Genomic DNA, 19,136 nt, shown 5'->3' on the forward strand with positions numbered 1-19,136 from the left:
GTGAGCCCTTCCGTATGGTTGGTGCTGGCGGCATCGTTGTCGTTCGGCATGCAGTCGGTGGGAACAGGGGCGTTCGGTCCCTCCCTGTATCACGCTTTCTCGGTCAAATCTGATGGCGGTGACGGTGTCTCCGGATTGGCGAGTCGCTCCCTTTCGCCGACCGAGGCCGGGGCAACCGTGACCGTGCATCGCGGAGATGAGGGATCCAAGGCACAGCCGGCCCCGGCGCCGGGTGAATCGGCTGCTCCCGCTCCGCAAAACACTACCCAGGGCAACGGGCGGCCTGCGGAGGTCTCCGCACCGCCCGCCAAGGCTCTCGAGCCGGCTCCCGTGAAGAAGGAAGTCCGGCAGACGGCACCAAAACCTGCGGCGACGGCGGTGAAGCCAGTCGTGAAACCCGTGAACCGACAGCCGGTTCAGCGGCAGGCTCAAGCGCCTTCCCAGGTGGCGGTCAGGACCATGACCGCCACGGTGTATGGGCCGGGGAACTCCGGCCCATATGGGGATGTGGATGCCTTTGGCCAGCCTCTGCGGGTAGGCGTTGTGGCCGTGGATCCGAGGGTGATTCCACTGGGATCCCGGGTGCTGATCAAAGGTTTTCACGCTCCGGGGATCTCGCCGGACGGTTTTTACGCCGTGGCCTCGGACATGGGAGGGGCCATCAAGGGCAATCGCATCGACGTGTTCTTGCCGCTGGATCAGCAACAACTGCTCGACATCGGGATGCAACAGGTGACTGTGCAAGTCTTGGGGAAGTAAAAGGAGCGGGGCCGTTTTCAGGGAGTTCCTGAATCGGCCCCTGTTTTTTGAAGGCGGAGCAACTTTGACGGGTGGCGGCGGATATGCAAGGATTGTCGGAATGACAGAGATTTTGTCGAAGGATGGACAAAAAGTGTTCCCAGTTTAAACCTATGCAAAAACCGCGGTTTTCTCATATAATCATATTTATAGGGAGCTAGAGAGATGTGAGAGGTGGTGGCCATGCGGTCCTACGATGAAGCGGTGGGTCTGTTGAAAGGGCGCGGTGTTCGCATCACCCCGCAACGGACGGCCATCCTCCAATACCTGTTGTCTCATCGAACGCATCCTACGGCAGATGAGATTTATCGGGCCATTCAACCGTCCTATCCCAATGTGAGCGTGGCGACGGTGTATAACAATCTGCGGGCGTTTCAGGAGGCGGGCTTGGTTCGGGAACTGACGGCCGGAGATCACGCAAGCCGCTTTGATGTCAATATGGTCCCGCACCATCATGCGGTGTGTGACCGTTGCGGCAAGATCGTCGATTTTTATCACCCGCAATTGGACGGGCTGGCCGAGGCGATGGAAGAGGAACTGGGCTTCGCGGTGACGGAACAGCGGATCGAGGTTCACGGTCTCTGCCGGGAATGCCGTCAGCGGCCTTCTTGAGGATGGCGGTAAGTAGAATAGGAATTTCGGCCGCACATGCCGATCGCGATGGAGGCGAAAGATGTTGCAGGGACGAAGGGTAGCCGGCATCGTTTTTGTCCTTGGGGTATTATTCCTGGTCGTCTTACAGTTCGTGATGGATCCGGTTCGACAAGCCAAAGATCCCGTAGCAGTGGCGAATAATTTTATCGGCTACGTAGAGCTTCAGCAGTTTGACAAAGCAAGTCAGTTTTTGAGCAGCAGTTTCCGCAACAGCGGCCAGGCGGACCACGTCCTGCGACAGTTGTGGCAGAACCTCGATCAGAACGCAGTGAATGTGAAGCTGGTCTCCAATACCGGTTCCGAGGCGAGGGTGCAGTTTTACAATGATCCTAACGCTGTGCTCGTTTTGACCAAAGAAGGGGATCGGTGGGTCGTCAGTAACTGACGAAAACGGCATTCGAAGGAACGGAGAGCCGTAGTCCAGGGCGAAGGAGAGCCTTGGCTACGGCCCTGCCCGGGGAGGCGGTTTGCCATCGCGGCGGTCTGGATCAGCGTCTTGTGTGCTGCGGAATGTTCGTCTGTTAAAATAAATTGGGGGGGTTGACACGGCGGCGAGTTGGCTTATATAATCATCCTTGCGTCTAGATCCCGAGGACGAACGGGGATTTGGACACTGAACTCCGGACTCGGCAGTCAGGTGCCGAGGATTCAGAAGCGATGCCGAAGTGGCGGAATTGGCAGACGCACACGACTCAAAATCGTGCGGGGAAACCCATGTCGGTTCGAGTCCGACCTTCGGCACCACGTGGGGGTATAGCTCAGTTGGGAGAGCGCTAGAATCGCACTCTAGAGGCCAGCGGTTCGAATCCGCTTACCTCCACCAATGCCTCGGACGAGGCGCGTTCCTCGGTAGCTCAGTGGTAGAGCGTCCGGCTGTTAACCGGGTGGTCGCAGGTTCGAATCCTGCCCGGGGAGCCAAGGCCCCATGGTCAAGTGGTTAAGACACCGCCCTTTCACGGCGGTAACGGGGGTTCGAATCCCCCTGGGGTCACCAAAACGTCGCGGGGTGGAGCAGTCTGGCAGCTCGTCGGGCTCATAACCCGAAGGTCGCAGGTTCGAATCCTGTCCCCGCAACCACATTGGAGCTGTAGTGTAGAGGCCCAACACGCCTGCCTGTCACGCAGGAGATCGCGGGTTCGAATCCCGTCAGCTCCGCCAGAAAAAAACCGAGAGCTCGCCGTGAGGCGGGCTTTTTTCGTTTGAACTCCTTCAGGGTCAAGAGGGCGAGGGAAGGGTCAGACGGCTGTGCCACCACCTTTGCGGTTAGCTGCTTGACAGGGAGAATTGGCAAAGATAGAATGAGGCCAATCCGGGGGATCCGAAGGAGAGCGAAGGCGCGTCGCTCGCCCGGGGCGGAGTCGGAGAAGAGCCGAGCTGAGTGGAGTCGAGATGAGGAGGGTCACCCTTGGTTTTGATGATCGATAACTATGATTCTTTCACGTACAACCTCGTCCAGTATATTGAGATTCTGGGAATGCCAGTAAGTGTCCTTCGGAACGATGTGATCTCTGCCGAAGAGCTGGATCCTGACGCCTACAGTCACGTCGTGATTTCGCCAGGACCCGGAACGCCCCGGGATGCAGGGGTTTCGATGGCGGTGATCGAACGATTTGCCGGCCGGGTGCCGGTGCTCGGAGTGTGTCTTGGACACCAGGCCATTGCCGAGGTGTTCGGAGGGCGCGTGGTTCACGCCAGGCGGCCGATGCACGGAAAAACCTCGATGATTCTCCACGATGGTTCCTTTCTTTTCTCGCGTCTCCCCAATCCCTTTCGCGCCACTCGGTATCATTCACTGATTGTTGATGAAACCACCCTACCTTCGGAGCTTCGAGTGACAGCTCGTAGTGAGGAAGGCGAAATCATGGCCATCTGTCACCGGGACTTGCCCGTGTACGGGGTCCAGTTTCATCCCGAATCGATCCTGACCGATGGCGGGATGAAGATCCTGGCGGATTTTCTCGGTGTGGCCGACGCGGAACCGGTCCTTTTGTCGGCGGGGGGTGGTGTGCGGTGAGCGTGGTGGAGCGCTTGCAGGTCGTGGTATCCACCCGGCGCCACACGGTGCCCCGCCGGGCCGGTGCGGACGCTTTTGCACTCTTTCGGGTGATCGCGGGAGAGATCGGGGCCGAGCGAGCTTTTCTCCTGGACTCGGTGTCAGACCCCCGGGCTCAGCACCGGCTGGCTGTGGTGGCAGCGGACCCCGTGTTGGAGCTGAGGTTCAAAGGTGAGGGTATCGCAGTTTCTGGAGATGAGTCGGTGACCGCCACGGTGCGGGCGCGGCTGGACCAGGAGCGGTTGGTGAAAGACGGTCAGATGGTCGCGGGCCCGGCGGAGGTTTTGGCGGCGGTTTCGGATGTGTTTGCGCCAGCCGAGGATCTGCCTGCTTTTGCGGGCGGGTTTCTCGGATACGTGGCCTACGATGCGATTCGATATTTTGAGCGGCTACCCCACACCACGGTGGATGACCGGCGTCTGGATGACATCCGTCTACGGGTTTTCCGAACGGTCATTCATGTCACGGATGACCAGTTCGAGGTCTACGCCCATCGCTTTGGGGAGGAACGCGACGATCTCGATCGGGCTTTGAAGTGGATATCCGGGATTGAGGATCTGCCAGATCTGTCTGGGGATGTGGAGCCGGCGATTGAGGTGTACCACGACGTCACTGAAGAGGAATTTGTACACCGGGTAGAAAAGGCCAAAAAGTATATTGCCGATGGGGATATTTTTCAAATCGTACCCTCCATGCGCCTGCGGGTCAGGAGTAAGTCGGATCCCTTGGTGGTGTACGACCGGCTGCGCCGGGTGAATCCTTCACCTTTTATGTTTTACGGCGACTATGGGGACTTTCGCATCTTCGGAGCCAGCCCGGAGGTCCAGCTCCGGGTCCAGGGAGGCGTGGCCCAGATGCGCCCCATCGCGGGGACATCAAAGGGAAAGGGGATGACCGACGCGGAGAATCGCCGGCTGGTGGAAGATTTGCTCGGGGATGAGAAAGAACGGGCCGAGCACCTGATGTTGGTGGACCTCTGCCGAAATGACCTGGGGAGGGTGTGCCGGCCGGGGACCGTGGTCGTGGAACAACTGATGGTGGTGGAAGAATACTCCCACGTCTTTCACATCGTTTCTCATGTCAACGGCGAATTGCGGCCGGACGTCAAGCCCCTTCATGCGATTCTGGCCACGTTTCCGGCGGGCACCCTGAGCGGTACACCAAAGGTCAGAGCCATGGAGATTATCGACGAGTTGGAGTCTTTTGACCGAGGCCCCTACGGCGGGGCGGTGGGGTTTATCGATTGGAAAGGCAATGTGAATCTGGCCATTATGATCCGAAGCGTCGTACACATCGAGGACGTGTTTTATCTGCAAGCGGGGGCGGGTATCGTAGCGGATTCCGTGCCGGAGATGGAGTGGCGAGAGTGCGGGCACAAGCTGGCAGCCCTGCACCAGGCGCTGTTTCCAGCCTGATGGCATCGAGGTCGGTTCTTTCAGGAAACATCCCATGTCCTCCCGAGAAAATATGGTATGATAGTCCCATGGATGTGTGCGGGAGGGTCGGCTGGGGTGGCGAGACGATGGCAGTTTTGGGCGGCTCTGGCAGCGGGCCGGATTGTGTCCCGATTCCTGCGGGTCGCCGGCCGGAAGGCGACGACGCTGCCCGGCGTCGTCGCTATGCGGCTATGCCCGGGTTTCTTGGCGGCAGTCGGAGATCGGTTTGCCGGCAGAGTGGTGCTGATCACCGGGACGAACGGCAAGACGACGACGAGTAACCTGGTGGGGACATGGCTTAACGATAACGGATGGCAGGTGGTAAGCAATCGCCTGGGGGCGAACCTCGTCCAAGGAATTGCCACGGCGGTGGTGGAGCAGTTGCAAAGACACCGTTCATACCTGGAGGCCGCGGTGTTTGAAGTGGACGAGGCCACCGTGGAGAAAGTGGTCGAGGACCTCCGTCCGGGGGTCGTTGTGGTCACCAACTTTTTCCGCGATCAAATGGATCGCTACGGGGAACTAGACCGGGTGGTGGATCTTGTCGCCGGGGCCTTGGCCCGGGTTCCGGAGGGCTCCCTGTGCCTGATCAACGGGGACGATCCGGTGGCCTACCGGGCGGCCCCGCACGGCCGGAAGGTGCAGTTTTACGGGCTTGAGGCGCCGGAGTGGCTTGAACCCCGCTCCCGGGAAGTGCGGGACGGGAAATTTTGTGGCTTTTGTGGCCATCCCTTGAGCTATGCGGGTTTTTTCTACGGGCAATTGGGCATCTGGCGTTGCCCGGGTTGTGGGCGGGAACGCCCCCTTCCCGACCCTGCGGCCCGGCACATTCGCGTGGCCAAGGGTGGTTTGGCCTTTGAGGTGGACGGGCTACCCGCCCGGTTGGACTCCCCGGGATTGTACAACGTCTACAATGTGCTCGCGGCCTACGGAGCGGTTCGGGCACTGGGCCTCTCCCAGGAACAGGTACAGGGAGCCATGGCCCGGATACGGACGGGGCTCGGACGGCTGGAGCGGTTTCGACTTGCCGGCCGGCCGATCGTTTTGGCGTTGGTGAAAAATCCCGCCGGCCTCAACGAGCAATTAAAGGTGGTGGAGCGGACCCCGGAAGTCACGGACGTGGTGTTGGTGCTCAATGATCTCTACGCCGACGGAACGGATGTGTCGTGGATTTGGGATGCGGATCTGGAGCGTCTGAAGGACAAGGGGATCGAGCGGGCGTGGTGTGCCGGCACACGAGCGGAGGACATGGCGATTCGCGTTCGATATGCGGAATGGCCGGCGGAGATTCGGGTAATTCGGGATCCGGTCGCCTGCGTGGAGGCGGCCTCGTCCAGCCCGGCGGACCGGGCGGTGACGAGGGGGGGATCCGGCAGGCCAAAGGGAGCAGTGTATGTGTTGACGACTTACACATCGTTATACACGTTGAGAGACTGGCTGGTCCGGCGGGGCGAGGAGGAACATGACGATGAAACTGACCATCGGCCATCTGTATCCCGATCTGCTCGATCTGTACAGTGATCGGGGCAATGTCATGATTCTCGAAAAGAGGGCCCGCTGGCGGGGGATCGAGGTAGAGGTGGTGCGGGTGGATGCCGGGGATGCCACCGATGTGCGGGGGTGCGACCTGTTGATGATGGGCGGCGGCATGGACCGGGAGCAAAGTTTAGTGGCCCGGGATCTTCAGCACCGCCGGTTGAACGTGGAGCAGGCCGTGGCCGAGGGTACCGTGGTTCTGGCCATTTGCGGTGGGTACCAGTTACTCGGGGAGTATTTTGAAACCGGGTCTGGTGAGAGGATCCCGGGAATCGGGCTGCTGGACGCTTATACTGTAGCCGGGGAAAGGCGGATGGTGGGGAACGTCATGGCGGAGTGTCCCCTGGATGGACCGATGGAGACTATTTTTGGGTATGAAAATCATTCCGGACGGACGTATCTTCGGGAGGGGACCGACCCTTGGATGCGGGTGGTCCGGGGGGGTGGAAATAACGGAAGTGACGGCACCGAGGGGGCGCGGAAAGGCCGGGTGTTTGGCACGTACCTGCACGGGCCGCTGCTCGCTAAAAATCCGCGGCTGGCGGATTGGCTGTTGGGGCTGGCCCTGGAACGCAAGGGAACAGGGGGGGGATTCAAGTCCTTGGTGGACCGGTGGGAGGAGGCGGCCCGGGAGCATCTGGTGCGCCGGTTAGCCGAGTTGGACGGCATGGAGTCCCCCCACGTGGGGACGGGCGGGACAAAAAAATGATTCAAGGGTCTTGCACTCGGCTAATTGTGGTGGTAAGATAATTGATGCGTTGAGAAAATGGACGCGGCCGCTTTTCGGGCGGAGGAATGTGAACAGGATGTGCGCCTATAGCTCAGTGGATAGAGCGCCGGCCTCCGGAGCCGGGTGCCCAGGTTCGAGTCCTGGTAGGCGCGCCATGTTTTAAACGGCGTGGGGTTCCCTTTTTTGGTTTTGGGGCTGGTGTTTATCAACACCAGCCCTCGATTTATTTGCGCCGGGCAATCCTGGCTGGGATGGGGACACACGTTGCCCAACGGGGACCCGCCGAATGCTGTATGCGGGGCAAGGACCCGCGGAAGGTTTCGCCTCTTTTCGTTGTCTATCTCTCTTGACAGCGCCAGAGTATCATTCCACGTCGGTTGAAGACAATAACACGCAGCAAATCCTGCCCTGGTTGTGGAGACCCCCGGGAGAAAGAGGGGAACGGGTTGGTGCGTGCGCTGCGGATTACTCTATGTGTGTGTATCCTTGTCGTGCTTGGGCTCGGGGGGAACGTCCACGTCCGCGCCGAGTCCGGGCCGCTTATGCAGATTGAGGTGAACACCGATACCCACCGACTTACTGTCTACCGGGACGGCATTGCCATTAAACAATATCCGGTGGCGCTCGGGAGACCCGACAGTCCCACCCCCATCGGCAATTGGAAACTCATCAACAAGTATAAAAATTGGGGTGGAGGATTTGGCACCCGCTGGCTCGGTTTGAATGTTCCATGGGGTATCTATGGCATTCACGGGACAAATCGTCCCCATTCCATCGGGTGGTCGGCGAGCGCTGGCTGCATCCGCATGAGGAACCGAGACGTGGAGGAGCTGTACGAGATGATCCGGGTCGGGACCCCGGTGCGCATCGTCGGTGACCCGCTGCAATACATGCGCCGGCTCAAGGACGGCGATATCGGAACGGATGTGTGGCTGGTCCAGGACAGGTTGCTCCGCCTGGGCTTTTACCGGGGTCCCTGCAATGGTCGTTTTTCGTTGTCCACTCAAGCGGCCCTCAAAGCGTTTGAAAGAAGTCAGCATCTTCCGGTGGACGGAGTGGTGAGTGTGCGGGATTATCATGCTTTGGGATTGATCGAGTAATGTGACTCTCGTCCCGGTGGGACTGCCGACCGCCCGGCCCGGATGGTATCATAAGGGGGGCATTGCCCGATCTGTTTGTTGGTGGAGTGGTGCGGAGGAGGGTAAGATGGGGGAGGAGCAAGCCCCGATGCATTCCGGGCTCACGGAGCGGGAAGCGGCTCAGCGGTTGCGGGTGAAAGGCTTCAACCACTTGCCCCAATCACGGCGAAAGCCCTTAAGCCGAATTGTCTTCGAAGTCGTACGGGAGCCGATGTTCTTGCCTTTCGAGGGTTAGATCGCCCGGGAACGAGGAGGGCGGCCAGATGATAAGTCAAAGGGTTGGACACGCGGGGATCGTCGGCGTTACCGGGGGAACAGGTTTTGTCGGCCGGGCGCTAATTCGAGACCTGCTCCACTCCGGGTATGGCGTCATGATCGTGACTCGGGACCCGGAACGGTTTCGGCGGACCGTTCCTGCGGGTGCGGGGGTGGGGGAGGTGGAGGTCTGCGGATGGGATGTACTGATGGACCGGGCACGTCGCAAGCGGGTCGAGACCTGGGTACACTTGGCTGGTGAGCCCATCGCGGGGCGGCGTTGGTCAAAACGGCAGAAAGAGGCGATCCTCCGGAGTCGGGCGGAAAGCACCCGGCGGGTGGTGGAGGTCCTGTCCTCCGCTCAGGTCCCTGGCGGAGGCCGTCCGGTGTTGGTAAGCGCTTCGGCGGTGGGATTCTACGGGACCTCTGAGACCGCCGTGTTTACCGAAGAGGACCCAGGCGGGGATGATTTTCTCGCCACAGTGGTCAAAATGTGGGAAGAAGAAGCGCTTCGCGCCGAAAAGTTCGGCGCCCGGGTGGTCAGGGTTCGGCTCGGGGTGGTACTGGGGCGGGAGGGTGGAGCGTTGCCCCGGATGGTTTTTCCTTATCGCTTAGGAATCGGCGGGAGGATTGGCACGGGTCGGCAGTGGGTTTCCTGGGTACACCTGGCAGACGCGGTGGGGCTTTTTCGATTTGCCATCGAACGTCCTGTCCAAGGGGCGGTCAACGCGGTCAGTCCCAATCCCGTGACGATGGAAACCTTCGGGCGCACCCTGGCCCGGGTGCTGGGCCGGCCTTACCGGGTGCCGGTGCCCGGGGCGGCGTTGCGGGTCGTTTTCGGTGAGGGGGCGGACGTGTTGCTCCGGGGCCAGAGGGTGTTGCCCAAACGGGCGGAGCAGTGGGGCTATGTATTTCGGCACCCGGATCTGGAAGGGGCGCTGGCTGACATTTTCAAAGGTGGGGAACGCTGAGGGCGGGGAACGAACGACGAGGTCTTCCGAGGTGCAGGAGGCCACCATGGAGGGGAAGTGACGGGGCGACCGCTCCAGGAAACGTTTGTCTCCGCACGGGACGCATTGGGGGCGGATGGCCGAGGGGCCGGGGAAACCTTTTGGGGCCAGTGTGGGAGAGGGGGAGATGGGTTGATTCGTGTGCAGGTGGATGGGGCGCAGCCCTGGGTGTCCGGTGAGGCGCTCCGCCGACTGATGAGTCAGTTGGAAGCCGCCCAGGGTCGACTGTGGGACCCCAAAGAGGACGAGGGAAAAAAGGGGTGGTTAACCTGGCCGGAAGAGGACCATGACGGGTTGTGGCAGGAAGTGGAGGCGACGGCCACGGAGATTCGCTCCCGTGCGGATGTGGCGGTGGTGGTGGGGATCGGCGGGTCGTACCTGGGTGCCCGGGCGATGACGGCGATGCTCCGCCCGGGGTCGGAAATTTCCGGGTCCCGGGGATTTCCGGTGGTATTTGCGGGGTATCAGTTGAGCGAGGGGGAACTGTTGCGGCTGATGGACGACCTCGACGACCGGGAGCCTGCGCTCGTCGTTGTTTCAAAATCGGGATCCACCTTGGAACCCGGGGCCGTGTTTCATCTGTTGCGAACAAACTTGGAGAGGCGTTACGGCCACCAGGCCAGGGAAAGGATCTACGTGGTGACCGATCCGGAGCGGGGGGCGCTGCGAGAATACGCTGTCGAGAAGGGATATCGCCGACTACCGATACCCCCGGACATCGGGGGACGGTACTCGGTGTTGACACCGGTGGGGATGCTCCCGGCAGCGGTGGCGGGCATCGATATCCGGCGCGTTTTGACAGGAGCCCGGCGGGGATGGGAGGAGTGCCGTCGTTTGGATTTGTGGGCGAATCCGGCAATCCTGTACGCCGCTGCACGACACTTGTTGTATTTGCAGGGCTGGATGGTGGAGGCGTTGGTGACTTACGAGCCCCGAATGGCTGACTTTTCCCGTTGGTGGCAACAATTGTTCGGGGAGAGCCAGGGGAAGGATGGCCGGGGGCTGTTTCCGGCGTTTCTCCATTATACGACAGATCTACACTCGATGGGGCAGTTTGTCCAGCAGGGACGGCGATTGTTGTTTGAGACGGTCCTCGACGTCGATGGGTCCTCGGCGCCCCAGCCGGCTAACGGGGAGCCGCCGGATCCCCGGGCGGTGATTCCGGACGATGTGGACGCGGCCTCCGCTTATCTTGCCGGGAAGAGACTGGATGATCTCCAAGAGGCGGCGATGGCGGCCGTGATGGAGGCGCATCGGGAGGGCGGGGTGCCCCAGCTCTGGATTGAAGCGAAAGGGCCGGGGGAGGAATTGGTCGGCGAATTAGTCTTTTTCTTCGAGGCGGCCTGCGCCCTGGGCGGCTATCTGCTCGGGGTGGATCCCTATGACCAACCCGGAGTGGAGGCATACAAACGCAAGTTGAAAGCTCGTTTGTTGAGCGGGCCGGTTGCCGGAGCCTAGAAGCCAAAAAATCCTCCAGATGGGCAATGCCGAAGCAGTGAAGAAAAAAGGTGCCAACCTCGCCACGAACTGTGGTTGGTGTAAGATGCTGTTCTGTGATTGGAGCCGGATTCCGGGCGTATTGTGTCGTTTTAGGTGCATATCCGCCATGAATGGCGATTTTCGGGGAGGACATGACGATCCTGACGAGCCGAGCAGTTGACATGGAGACTCTGGAATCGATACAATGAAAACTGCCCGTTGCGGCTGCTGGTCCTGGTTGTTGACCCGGGACGGACTTAGCGAGAGTTGTCCCCGCTTATCTCATGGCCGCTGTCCCGCGGAGTGATGGCCGAGTAGGTCGAAGGCGCTCGCCTGCTAAGCGAGTATACGGCGACGAGCCGTATCGACGGTTCGAATCCGTCTCACTCCGCCATTCGCGGGTGTAGCTCAATGGTAGAGCCCCAGCCTTCCAAGCTGGTTACGTGGGTTCGATTCCCATCACCCGCTCCATGTCGTGGACAATGTAATTTTATCGAAACAATGGATCCCTGAAGAGGGATCCATTTTACTACATGGCCTGTATCGGTGGGATCCCGGCTGAAAGAATCAAGGGTTTTTGCGGCTCAGCGGGTGGAGGGTCACCGTTACCCGGACGGCGTATTCCCGGCCACAGTTCGGGCAGCGCCAGAGGCCGACGGGTTCGGGGTCGTACATCCCCACCTCCAGGTCTTCCGGAACTTCATAATAGTCGTGGCGTTGACAGGTCGGGCACACGACGAAAATCTCCATAATCCGGTCCCCCCCTGAGAACAAAAGCCGCATTTCTGCGGCTTCTTGCGATCGATAAAATCGGAGTCCCCCGGCCCGAAGAGACGGGGAAAGGCGCCATGGTTATCGAGCCGGGGGTGGACGCCGAGGTCAGTTGTCCTCCTCAACAGCGGCTTCATACGCCTGGACGACCCGGTCCCATTCCGCATCGTCTTCAATGTCCACTAAATATTCTTCGCCATCTGCGTCGGTGTCGATGCGGAGGACGACGCCGTCTCCTTCGGGTTCATCTTCGGGCACGAGAACGGCGTATTCCTTACCGCCAACTTCAATCACGTCGACGATCCGAAATTCCCGCTCGTTTCCATTCTCGTCCTCCAGGAGAACGGTTTCGTCATGATCGTGGTCGTGGTGTTCGTCGTGAACATGGTTGTCATGAGGCACGGATACCATCGACTCCTCTCGGGGAATTCGACTCATCATAGCATGTTTTTCCGTTCCTCGGCAACCTTAATCACAACCGCAATCGCGTGGGCCGGGTGGAGGTTCAGGAGGATCCTGCATGGCGGACAGGATGGTCCGGGTCACCTCTTTCAAAAGGTCGTTCACCTGTTGCTGGGCATTCTTGAACGCTACGACCTCGGGGATGGCATCGAGGGCTTTCAGAATCTCCTCGATGCTTTCCTCGAGAGGCCGCAAATGTTCCCCGGAGCCGTAAGCCCTGAGGCGGTCCAGCTGTTCTTGTTGTTCCCGGAGTTCCCTCATGAGTGCCTGGGCTTCGGCGTTCTCGCCCAGGGCTTTCTCCGCCAGGCGGTACGCTTCGATTTCCGAAGAGTCGGCGATGAGCAGTCCCAGTTCGTAGGCTTGTGCCCATAATTCGTTCACGTCTAAAGCCAAGATCGTTCCCCCTTGACTGGGCTTTCGGACCCGGATAGCCGTCTGGACGGTCTGGGCGTCCGGCGTGTTGGCCCAGGATCATCGTATCGTTTCGATTGTATTCGGAGTGGATATCGGGTGCAAGGCGGATGGGATTGAGTGAAGGAACAATTTGATGACGTCGACGGAACGTAGAAATCCGGGAAAAGTGTTGGCTTGACTTGACGGGGACATTGGATTGTTTTTATGCTTAGGGGGAAGGGTACTGGAAAAGGAGGCGGATTCGTTATGCTCGGGGTGGTGGCCGCGGCGGCTGCGATTGTGGCGTTATTGTTTATGTGCGCGTCTTTGACGAAAGAGAACACCGAAGAAGCGGTGCGCAAGCAGTATCTGTCTTGGAAACGTTGACGGCGGTCGGCAGGGGGAAGCCCTGCCGCTGCCATGTTCACACGTACGGGGATTCGGGGGGAGACGAAGGTGGTGTTTACGTTCACCAAGGCCCGGCCGTACGCATTTTTTTACGGGGAGGCCCACCTGGTGCTCTGGCAGTTCGACCGGGATGGGCGGAGGGACCTTTACGTCTTGCACGAAGGGGATGACGGCGGGGCCACTGTCCTCGAGTATCCGGGCGAGACATTCACGGAGAGGGTTTTGGCGGAGGTTGGGGATGTCTTTTTTGTGTCGGTGCACGAGGAGGACGAGGTGGCGGAGGCGGCTCTGGGTGCCCTGTTTGAACACCGGGGAAGGCGCTACGGAGCTTATTACGATCGCAAGGCCGAGACCAACCCGATGATCTGGTTTTTCCGGCTGGAAGGCGAACCGGGTGAGGTGGCGGTGGAGCCTCTGAACGGCCAGGAGCACCGGGAGATTTCCGAAGTGTTCGTCAAGCGGTATGGTCATCTGCTCGACATCCGCCAGGAGGGTTCCGAAATGGGGGAAGAGGGGGAATAGGCCGTCTCTGAGGGCGGTTCGCACAAAAAAACGCCGGGTTTGACCCGGCGATGGGTTACTCTTCCAGCTGGGCAAGGCTTTGCGCGAGGCGAAGAAAGGCTCCCCGGTCCCGGCGTTCCAGCGCTTCATCGATCTGGCGCATCAACTCATCCCGTTTCTGAACGCGTTCCTCCACTTCGCGAATGACTTCCGTCACCGCGGCGGGGAATTGGATTTCGGGCAGGTTGATAAACACGTACAAAATTTGTTCGCCTTCAAAGAATCGCTGCAAAGACGTCAGGATCTCGGGAGGCTGACTCAGCTTGGTGATCCGTCCGTCGATTGGCAGCCGGGCGATCATGCCGTGGCGACCGATGATGATGAGCGGTACGTGCTCCAGGATGATCGAGGTCATCTCGAGTTGCTGATGGTGCTGGGAGAGCAGTTCAATGACCGGACCGGCCCCGGGGGGGAGGATGCGGTTTTTCAATGCAAGCAGATGCTCCTTGGCCACCATTGCTCCACCCTCCTTACGGATCATCCGACGAGCAGATAACTCGTTCTTATGTATCATCATACGCAGAATGGGGCGGACGGACAACCCAAATTTCGCGAAGGATCCGGCATATCCGGTTGAAAATCCGAGCCGTAAAGGCATGAACGGAGGGATTCTCCATTGGAGTGGTTTGACCTCCCGCTGTTTCCGTTACACACCGTGCTCTTCCCCCGCCAGACTCTGGCTTTGCACGTGTTTGAACGGCGATACCGCACGATGATCGAGTGGTGTCTGATGCAAAGGGTGCCTTTTGGCGTGACCTTAATTCAAAGCGGGGATGAGGTCGGCGATGAGGCGGTGCCCCATCGGGTAGGCACAACGGCCTGGATTCAGGAGGTCACTCAATTCGCGGACGGGAGAATGTCGGTCAAGGTGACCGGCCGCCAACGGTTCCGCGTTCTCTATAGCGCCTATGACGGCCCCTGTCTTACCGCCCGGGTACAACCCCTCTACGATGTGGAAGAGCCGTTTCGGGAGATTGAGGCGTTGGTCGCCCGGGTAAGGGCGCAGTTTCACCATTATAACGCTGCCCGCCGACCCCAGAATCAGACCTCTTGGCACATCCCCCGGGATCCTGCCCGGCTGACCTGGCTGGTGGCTGGGACCTTGGAGCTGGACATCATGGAACGGCAGCGACTCCTCGCCTCGGGTAGGGCCAGTGAACGGCTGCTCATTCTCTCCTCGTGGCTCGAACAAGCCTTGCATCAGACGAGTCGATCGGAGCCGGGGGGAGGTCGCTGTGGGTAAGGGAGCAAAGGGCTGGGAGTGGTATCCGTTGCAGGAGTTGGACCGGATTGCGGAGTCCGCCAGGCGGGAAGTGACAGAGTTCGGCCCGTTGCTCCATCGAGAGCGGGAGGTCTGTCAAGCGACAGGCTGTCCCGAAGAGTTGATTGACCGTTTACTTGAAGCGGCGTCGGGGTATTATCAGGCAGTAGGAAGACTGGTCTGTGCCGGTTTGGTGAAGCGATTTACAAGCGAATTTCCCGATGATACCATGAGGACGGAATCTGACGATCGCGGAGAAAGGGCGTGAGGCGATGAAAAAGGCACTGCTGATCACCGATGTACAAGAGGATTTTTTGGGGAACACCCTGGATTACATTGAGACCCTATGCCAAAAGTACCTGGATGAACATGGCCACGAATATGATCTCATTATTCTCACTCACTGGGTGCACGAAGATAACCGAGGCGAGGATACGCTGTTGTTGCACCACGACAAGGCGGTGGTGGTGGAGAAAACGACGTACTCGGCCCTGAACCCCGAGGTGCGGGACCACCTGGAGAAAGCTCGAATCGAAGAGGTTCACCTGGCGGGAGTGGATTCTGAGACCACAATTCTGGCCACGATGTTTGCCCTCACGGACGCCGGTTATAAGGTGAAGATCCTGCAGCGGCTGTGCGGGTCGTATTTTACCCACGGTTCCAACACCATGGCGATGAAAGTCATGGGGCAGGTTCTCGGTCATGAGAATATCCTAAACGTGGGCGGGGACCGGGTCTGGATGTGAGGATCTGTCCCGCTTAGGCCACCCGCCTTGCGAGTGGGGAGAGCATAAACCCTTTGCCGACATCGCACAATAAGCGAAAAGCGGCGAAGGGGATGGAACATGTCCTGGATATACTGGGCAGGACTGTATGAGAGCAAGTTCGAAGCCTACTGCGCCGTCATGTGGGTGGAAGGGGATAAACGGATTCATGGACCCACCCCCCCAAAGGAAGTGGAGTTGTACCGGACCAGCCGGGGGAAATTCGGGGTCCGGTTTCGGTAGGGCTGACCGGTTGCCGTCAGTCTGTTCGAGGTATGGGCCCGGGTCAGGCTTGAACGAGCGCCCCTGGTCAAAGGATACTGGGGCGCTTTTTTCTTTGACCATTTTTGACCTTTGAAGTTCGATATGGCATAATGGGGATAAAGGTGGATGAAGGAGGGGAAAGTATGTATTTTGTACCGATTGTGGTGGAACAGACAAGTCGCGGGGAACGATCGTACGATATTTATTCACGTCTTCTGAAAGACCGGATTATTTTTCTCGGGACGCCCATCGATGACCAGGTGGCGAACTCGGTGATCGCCCAACTGCTTTTCTTGGCGGCCGAGGATCCGGAAAAGGACGTGTCGCTGTACATTAACAGCCCCGGGGGATCGGTGACGGCAGGGATGGCGATCCTCGATACGATGCAGTACATCCGTCCGGATGTGGCGACGATCTGTGTGGGGATGGCGGCGAGCATGGCAGCGGTGCTATTGGCAGCTGGAGCGAAGGGAAAACGGCGGGCTCTGCCCAACAGCGAAATCATGATTCACCAACCCTTGGGCGGGGTCCAAGGACAGGCGGTGGACATCAAGATCCATGCGGATCGAATTCTGCGGGTGCGGGAAAAGTTAAACCGAATTCTCAGTGAGAGGACCGGTCAGCCCCTGTCCCGGATTGAGGAGGATACCGATCGCGATCGGTTTATGTCGGCGGATGAAGCGAAGGAATACGGCCTGATCGACGACGTGATCCGACAGTGAGCCAGGTGTCGGATCCAAAGCCCCGGCAACCCGGTGCTTCTTCGCGGCAGGTCCCCTTAAAAGAGCGATTGGCCGAGCGGATTCGCCAGAAAGGGCCTATGACCGCTTTCACTTTCATGGAGTGGGCGCTGTACGACCCGGCGGGCGGTTATTACATGAGAGAACATGATGTGTTTGGGCGGGCTGGGGACTTTTACACCGCCCCGGATGTTCACCCGGTTTACGGAAAGACCATCGCGGCTTGGGCGGCGCAGCGCGCCCGCCAGTACGGGTGGCCGGACGTACGAATCGTGGAGTTTGGCGCCGGGACCGGACGGCTGGCGGAGCAGATTTTCGCCGCGTGGCCGGAGGTGGGGGTTGGGAGTGTCCGGTATTCCATCGTGGAGATCTCCCCGGCCTGGAGAAAGCACCAGGCCCGCCGATTGGAGAACTACGGGACGGCGGTGGATTGGCCCGAGAAGATGCCGAGGTTGGACCGGGGTATAGTGATCGCCCACGAGCTTTTGGATGCGATGCCTGCCCACTTGTTACGGCGGGGCCCGGAGGGGCTGGAGGAGGCCTGGGTGGATCTAGGACCGGACGGTCGGTGGCTTCGAAAGTACGGCCCGGCTTCGCCTGAGGGGCGCCGGGCCTTTGAAGAATGGCGCCCGCGGGTACCTCCCGAGTGCGGGTTCGAGGTGGCCCCCGGTGCCACGGCCTGGATTCGTCGCGTGTTTAAACAGCTGAGGGAAGGGCTGGTCCTCATTGTCGATTACGGGGACGACGAGGATCGCCTGTACGGACCGCATCGTCCCCACGGTACCCTGCGGGCATTTTTTCAGCACCGGTGTCTCGATCGGTGGTGGGACGAGCCGGGGGAGAGGGATATCACGGCGGATGTGAATTTCACGGTTTTACGGCGGGTCGCCCAGGCAGTGGGCGGAGAAGTGGTTTTTGAAGGGTCCTTGGGCGAATTTCTGTGGGATGCGGGAATTGCCCGGGAATTGTCCGATTGCCCAGCGGACCAGCCCTTTGATCCCCGGGCCCGGCGGAATCGCGCGATCAAACAACTCCTTCTCCCCGGGGGTCTCGGTGAAGCGTTTCGGGTGTTGGAGATCCGTAAAGGGGTCGATGCGGAATGCTGAAGAAATTATCCATCGCTCTTGTGCTGGCCGGCGCCTTGTTTCTGATCATGGGGCTGGCGTTTATCCTCCGGGGGGCGCAACCGTAATCACAGGCTCTGGACTTTGATGGGTTTTCCCGATGTTCGCGGAAATGTGACATACTTTTTCAAGGCTCATGAAAAACAGTATAGAACAATCGGGTGAAACCATGTACAATGGAAGGGAGGAATCTGCGGGTAGGGAGGCAGGTCGATGGCAATTCGAGTCGGCATCAACGGATTTGGACGAATCGGCCGGATGGTTTTGCGGGCGGCACTGCGATTTAGCGATGTGGATATCGTGGCCGTCAACGCCACAGCGGACGCGGCAACATTGGCACACTTGGTGAAGTACGACTCGGTCCACGGTTTATTCCGCGGAGACGTGGAGGCCGGGGACGGTTGCCTGTGGGTGAACGGCCGGGAGATCCGGCTGCTGAGCGATCGGGATCCACTGCAGCTACCCTGGGGGGATCTCGGCGTCGACATCGTCATCGAGGCGACGGGGAAATTTCGGGATCGGGATGGAGCCAGTAAACATGTGCAGCAGGGCGCGAAGAAAGTGGTCATTACAGCCCCTGGGAAAAACGAAGATGTCACCATCGTCATGGGTGTCAACGAAGATGTGTATGATCCTTCCCGGCATCACATCCTTTCGGCGGCCTCCTGTACGACGAACTGCCTGGCTCCGGTGGCCAAGGTGATTCACGACCGGTTTGGCATTGTTCAGGGCATGATGACGACGGTTCACGCTTATACCAATGACCAGCGGAATTTGGATAATCCCCACAAAGATCTGCGCCGGGCCCGGGCGTGTGGGCAGTCGATCATTCCCACCACCACCGGCGCGGCGAAAACGGTGGGCAAGGTATTGCCGGAGTTAGCGGGTAAGCTGGACGGGATCTCCCTCCGGGTGCCTACTCCGGATGTATCCATCGTGGACTTGGTGGCGACCTTGGAAGAGCCGGCCACGGTGGAGGAGGTCAACCGGGCGTTGCGGGAGGCCTCCCTCGGTCAGATGCGTGGGGTGCTCGATTACACGGAGGAGCCCCTGGTTTCCATCGATTTTGTCGGACGCAGCGCATCGGCCATCGTGGATGGACTCTCCACAATGCAGGTGGGAGACCGGATGATCAAGGTCATGGCCTGGTACGATAACGAATGGGGGTACTCCTGCCGGGTGGTGGATCTGGTTCGTTATATTGGGCGGCACGGGTTGGAGCGTCAAACGCCCGGGGAGGCCGTGGTGGGCGCGTTCGGCGGCTGATCCCGGATCGCTCCGGCTCCGGGTCCCGAGAA

The 19,136-nt window shown here is 59.7% G+C and carries 23 protein-coding genes and 9 tRNA genes; 28 read left to right on the forward strand and 4 right to left on the reverse strand.

Annotation, left to right across the window (positions count from 1 at the left end):
* From CVV65_RS06820 to CVV65_RS06915, 20 genes are all read left to right on the forward strand, one after another.
* On the forward strand, nucleotides 1-759 hold the full coding sequence (locus CVV65_RS06820) for a 3D domain-containing protein (protein WP_232796733.1): 759 nt from the start codon (nucleotides 1-3) through the stop codon (nucleotides 757-759).
* Nucleotides 760-981: 222 nt separating this feature from the next.
* A complete protein-coding gene (locus CVV65_RS06825) occupies nucleotides 982-1,410 on the forward strand; it encodes a Fur family transcriptional regulator (RefSeq protein ID WP_100667497.1) in 429 nt (142 codons plus the stop codon).
* Nucleotides 1,411-1,471: 61 nt separating this feature from the next.
* A complete protein-coding gene (locus CVV65_RS06830; RefSeq protein ID WP_100667498.1) occupies nucleotides 1,472-1,837 on the forward strand; it encodes a hypothetical protein in 366 nt (121 codons plus the stop codon).
* 274 nt (nucleotides 1,838-2,111) lie between these two features.
* Nucleotides 2,112-2,196: transfer RNA gene (locus tag CVV65_RS06835), tRNA-Leu, on the forward strand.
* 3 nt (nucleotides 2,197-2,199) lie between these two features.
* Nucleotides 2,200-2,275 (forward strand) — tRNA-Ala (locus CVV65_RS06840).
* Between the two features lie 20 nt (nucleotides 2,276-2,295).
* A tRNA-Asn gene (locus CVV65_RS06845) sits at nucleotides 2,296-2,370 on the forward strand.
* A gap of 1 nt (nucleotide 2,371) precedes the next feature.
* A tRNA-Glu gene (locus CVV65_RS06850) sits at nucleotides 2,372-2,446 on the forward strand.
* A gap of 6 nt (nucleotides 2,447-2,452) precedes the next feature.
* Nucleotides 2,453-2,529 (forward strand) — tRNA-Met (locus tag CVV65_RS06855).
* Nucleotides 2,530-2,533: 4 nt separating this feature from the next.
* A tRNA-Asp gene (locus CVV65_RS06860) sits at nucleotides 2,534-2,610 on the forward strand.
* A 247-nt stretch (nucleotides 2,611-2,857) separates the two neighbouring features.
* Nucleotides 2,858-3,466: an anthranilate synthase component II gene (locus tag CVV65_RS06865; protein WP_100667499.1), complete on the forward strand. Its 609-nt coding sequence runs from the start codon at nucleotides 2,858-2,860 to the stop codon at nucleotides 3,464-3,466.
* On the forward strand, nucleotides 3,463-4,920 hold the full coding sequence (locus CVV65_RS06870) for an anthranilate synthase component I family protein (RefSeq protein ID WP_100667500.1): 1,458 nt from the start codon (nucleotides 3,463-3,465) through the stop codon (nucleotides 4,918-4,920). The genes CVV65_RS06865 and CVV65_RS06870 overlap by 4 nt, the downstream gene beginning before the upstream one ends.
* A gap of 96 nt (nucleotides 4,921-5,016) precedes the next feature.
* Nucleotides 5,017-6,462: a Mur ligase family protein gene (locus CVV65_RS06875; protein ID WP_198592158.1), complete on the forward strand. Its 1,446-nt coding sequence runs from the start codon at nucleotides 5,017-5,019 to the stop codon at nucleotides 6,460-6,462.
* Nucleotides 6,410-7,186 (forward strand): type 1 glutamine amidotransferase, encoded by a 777-nt coding sequence (locus CVV65_RS06880; protein ID WP_100667502.1) that lies wholly within the window; start codon nucleotides 6,410-6,412, stop codon nucleotides 7,184-7,186. Before CVV65_RS06875 ends, CVV65_RS06880 begins: the two co-directional genes overlap by 53 nt.
* Nucleotides 7,187-7,287: 101 nt before the next feature.
* A tRNA-Arg gene (locus tag CVV65_RS06885) sits at nucleotides 7,288-7,362 on the forward strand.
* Nucleotides 7,363-7,656: 294 nt separating this feature from the next.
* Complete coding sequence (locus tag CVV65_RS06890; protein ID WP_100667503.1) at nucleotides 7,657-8,307, forward strand: L,D-transpeptidase family protein; 651 nt, start codon at nucleotides 7,657-7,659, stop codon at nucleotides 8,305-8,307.
* Nucleotides 8,308-8,413: 106 nt separating this feature from the next.
* Entirely contained in the window at nucleotides 8,414-8,581 is a 168-nt protein-coding gene (locus tag CVV65_RS06895; protein WP_100667504.1) for a cation-transporting P-type ATPase, read from the forward strand.
* A gap of 28 nt (nucleotides 8,582-8,609) precedes the next feature.
* Nucleotides 8,610-9,572 (forward strand): TIGR01777 family oxidoreductase, encoded by a 963-nt coding sequence (locus CVV65_RS06900; protein WP_100667505.1) that lies wholly within the window; start codon nucleotides 8,610-8,612, stop codon nucleotides 9,570-9,572.
* A gap of 180 nt (nucleotides 9,573-9,752) precedes the next feature.
* Nucleotides 9,753-11,069 (forward strand): glucose-6-phosphate isomerase, encoded by a 1,317-nt coding sequence (locus CVV65_RS06905; RefSeq protein ID WP_232796770.1) that lies wholly within the window; start codon nucleotides 9,753-9,755, stop codon nucleotides 11,067-11,069.
* 321 nt (nucleotides 11,070-11,390) lie between these two features.
* Nucleotides 11,391-11,484 (forward strand) — tRNA-Ser (locus tag CVV65_RS06910).
* 3 nt (nucleotides 11,485-11,487) lie between these two features.
* Nucleotides 11,488-11,561, forward strand: a tRNA-Gly gene (locus tag CVV65_RS06915).
* 96 nt (nucleotides 11,562-11,657) lie between these two features.
* Here the strand turns inward: CVV65_RS06915 and CVV65_RS06920 are convergent.
* The 3 genes from CVV65_RS06920 to CVV65_RS06930 form a co-directional block, all read right to left on the reverse strand.
* Nucleotides 11,658-11,840, reverse strand: a complete 183-nt coding sequence (locus CVV65_RS06920; RefSeq protein WP_013075890.1) for a zinc finger protein 62 — start codon at nucleotides 11,838-11,840, stop codon at nucleotides 11,658-11,660.
* Between the two features lie 129 nt (nucleotides 11,841-11,969).
* A complete protein-coding gene (locus CVV65_RS06925) occupies nucleotides 11,970-12,272 on the reverse strand; it encodes a DUF1292 domain-containing protein (protein ID WP_100669258.1) in 303 nt (100 codons plus the stop codon).
* A gap of 57 nt (nucleotides 12,273-12,329) precedes the next feature.
* Nucleotides 12,330-12,716, reverse strand: coding sequence for a YlbF/YmcA family competence regulator (locus CVV65_RS06930; protein ID WP_157935420.1), 387 nt, complete (start codon nucleotides 12,714-12,716; stop codon nucleotides 12,330-12,332).
* 420 nt (nucleotides 12,717-13,136) lie between these two features.
* Between CVV65_RS06930 and CVV65_RS06935 the strand changes: the two genes are divergently transcribed.
* Nucleotides 13,137-13,646 (forward strand): hypothetical protein, encoded by a 510-nt coding sequence (locus tag CVV65_RS06935; RefSeq protein ID WP_100667508.1) that lies wholly within the window; start codon nucleotides 13,137-13,139, stop codon nucleotides 13,644-13,646.
* Between the two features lie 55 nt (nucleotides 13,647-13,701).
* Here the strand turns inward: CVV65_RS06935 and CVV65_RS06940 are convergent, their stop codons facing one another.
* The gene (locus CVV65_RS06940; protein ID WP_100667509.1) at nucleotides 13,702-14,142 is read right to left on the reverse strand and encodes an IDEAL domain-containing protein; all 441 of its coding nucleotides are present in this window, start codon (nucleotides 14,140-14,142) and stop codon (nucleotides 13,702-13,704) included.
* 159 nt (nucleotides 14,143-14,301) lie between these two features.
* Between CVV65_RS06940 and CVV65_RS06945 the strand changes: the two genes are divergently transcribed.
* The 7 genes from CVV65_RS06945 (at nucleotide 14,302) to CVV65_RS06970 (ending at nucleotide 19,104) form a co-directional block, all read left to right on the forward strand.
* A complete protein-coding gene (locus CVV65_RS06945; protein WP_100667510.1) occupies nucleotides 14,302-14,928 on the forward strand; it encodes an LON peptidase substrate-binding domain-containing protein in 627 nt (208 codons plus the stop codon).
* Nucleotides 14,921-15,214, forward strand: a complete 294-nt coding sequence (locus CVV65_RS06950; RefSeq protein WP_100667511.1) for a hypothetical protein — start codon at nucleotides 14,921-14,923, stop codon at nucleotides 15,212-15,214. The genes CVV65_RS06945 and CVV65_RS06950 overlap by 8 nt, the downstream gene beginning before the upstream one ends.
* Before the next feature lie 4 nt (nucleotides 15,215-15,218).
* Complete coding sequence (locus CVV65_RS06955; RefSeq protein WP_232059647.1) at nucleotides 15,219-15,692, forward strand: cysteine hydrolase family protein; 474 nt, start codon at nucleotides 15,219-15,221, stop codon at nucleotides 15,690-15,692.
* A 99-nt stretch (nucleotides 15,693-15,791) separates the two neighbouring features.
* A complete protein-coding gene (locus CVV65_RS16935; RefSeq protein WP_170085439.1) occupies nucleotides 15,792-15,953 on the forward strand; it encodes a hypothetical protein in 162 nt (53 codons plus the stop codon).
* Between the two features lie 164 nt (nucleotides 15,954-16,117).
* Complete coding sequence (gene clpP / locus CVV65_RS06960) at nucleotides 16,118-16,696, forward strand: ATP-dependent Clp endopeptidase proteolytic subunit ClpP (protein ID WP_013075880.1); 579 nt, start codon at nucleotides 16,118-16,120, stop codon at nucleotides 16,694-16,696.
* The gene (locus tag CVV65_RS06965; protein WP_100667513.1) at nucleotides 16,693-17,820 is read left to right on the forward strand and encodes a class I SAM-dependent methyltransferase; all 1,128 of its coding nucleotides are present in this window, start codon (nucleotides 16,693-16,695) and stop codon (nucleotides 17,818-17,820) included. The genes clpP and CVV65_RS06965 overlap by 4 nt, the downstream gene beginning before the upstream one ends.
* Before the next feature lie 231 nt (nucleotides 17,821-18,051).
* The gene (locus CVV65_RS06970) at nucleotides 18,052-19,104 is read left to right on the forward strand and encodes a glyceraldehyde-3-phosphate dehydrogenase (protein ID WP_100667514.1); all 1,053 of its coding nucleotides are present in this window, start codon (nucleotides 18,052-18,054) and stop codon (nucleotides 19,102-19,104) included.
* Nucleotides 19,105-19,136: the final 32 nt, after the last annotated feature.

It is taken from the genome of Kyrpidia spormannii (assembly GCF_002804065.1).
Taxonomy (GTDB): Bacteria; Bacillota; Bacilli; order Kyrpidiales; family Kyrpidiaceae; genus Kyrpidia; species Kyrpidia spormannii.